Source organism: Micromonospora sp. LZ34, assembly GCF_052981855.1.
Genome location: NZ_JBRIQN010000147.1, coordinates 1 through 1,476, shown reverse-complemented (window position 1 = coordinate 1,476; position 1,476 = coordinate 1). Strand labels below are relative to the sequence as shown.

Here is a 1,476-nt window from a genome sequence, read left to right as displayed (position 1 = left end):
GGCGTTGGCAGACTCGACACTGGTAGCCGCGGGCGGGTGAGCACTCCCCCCGCCTGGACTTGATGAGTCCTGGGGTCAGAACGTGCCCCCGCTCGTGGTCGGGAGAGGAACGGCTGATGGGGTGTCGTGCCCGCCGATGCGCGTGAGCACTGGTCCATTAGGCCGCCGGGCTCTTCCGTGGGCTGCCGACGGTGTCCCTGTGGTGAAGCGGAGGCGGGTGTGCTGTTCGTCGGTGACGACTGGGCAGAAGATCATCACGATGTGGAGGTGCAGGACGAGCACGGCCGGACGTTGCGGGCCGTCCGGCTGCCCGAGGGTGTGGATGGCGTGGCTCGTTTCCACGACCTCGTGGCCGGGTTCCTGCCTGAGGATGCCTCGCCGGCGCAGGTGCTGGTGTGCATCGAGACCGACCGTGGCCCGTGGGTGCGGGCGTTGGTCGCGGCTGGCTATCAGGTGTTCGGGGTCAACCCGAAGCAGGCCGCCCGGCATCGGGAGCTCGTGTCGATGTCGGGTGCCAAGAGCGACAAGGCCGACGCGCGCGCTCTGGCGGACATGGTGCGGACCCGCCGGCACCAGCTGCGGCAGGTCGCCGCGGACTCTGACATCGCCGAGGCGGTCAAGGTCGTTGCCCGGGCGCATCAGACGCTCATCTGGGAACGCACTCGGCACACGCTGCGGCTGCGGGCAGCGTTGCGGGAGTACTTCCCCGCCGCGCTGCAGGCCTACGAGGTGCTGACGCTCACCGGAGCGGACACCCTGGAACTGCTGGCCAAGGCGCCGACCCCGGCCGCGGCGGCCAAGCTGACCCTGACGCAGATCAGTGCCGCGCTCAAACGGGCCCGCCGACGTGACATCCCCGCCAAGGCGGCAGCGATCCAGCAGGCCCTGCGCACCACGCACCTGGGCCAGCCCGACATCGTCACCGGCGCATACGCGGCAACCGTCCGCGCCACGGTGGCGATCCTGCAGACTCTCCACGCCGAGATCCGCACCATGGAAGCCCAGGTCGAGGCGCATTTTGGCCAGCACCCGGACGCTGAGGTCCACCTCAGCCAGCCCGGCATCGGCGCCATCCTCGGCGCCCGGGTGCTCGCAGAGTTCGGTGACGCTCCCGGCCGCTACACCGACGCCAGATCACGCAAAAACTACGCCGGCACCGCCCCGATCACCCGCCAATCCGGCAAGACCAAGACCGTCCACGCCCGGTTCGTGCACAACGACCGACTCGTCGACGCCCTCCACATGCAGGCCAGCGTCGCGATCCTGCACGACACCGCCGTCCGCGCGTACTACGACGAACTCCGCGCCCGCGACGTCAGCCACCCCGCCGCCCTACGCCAGATCGGCAACCGCCTCGTTGGCATCCTCCACGGCTGCCTCAAGACCAACACCCACTACGACCAGGCCACCGCCTGGTCACACCGCACCGCCCTACCCACTGCTGCTTGACACCTCAGCTCCTGGGGTGTCTGACCC

General features: G+C 69.6%; 1 protein-coding gene. It reads left to right on the top strand.

Annotated elements, in window-relative coordinates:
* Window positions 1-219 precede the first annotated feature (219 nt).
* On the top strand, window positions 220-1,449 hold the full coding sequence (locus tag ACVCAH_RS37855) for an IS110 family transposase (protein WP_447141007.1): 1,230 nt from the start codon (window positions 220-222) through the stop codon (window positions 1,447-1,449).
* Window positions 1,450-1,476: the final 27 nt, after the last annotated feature.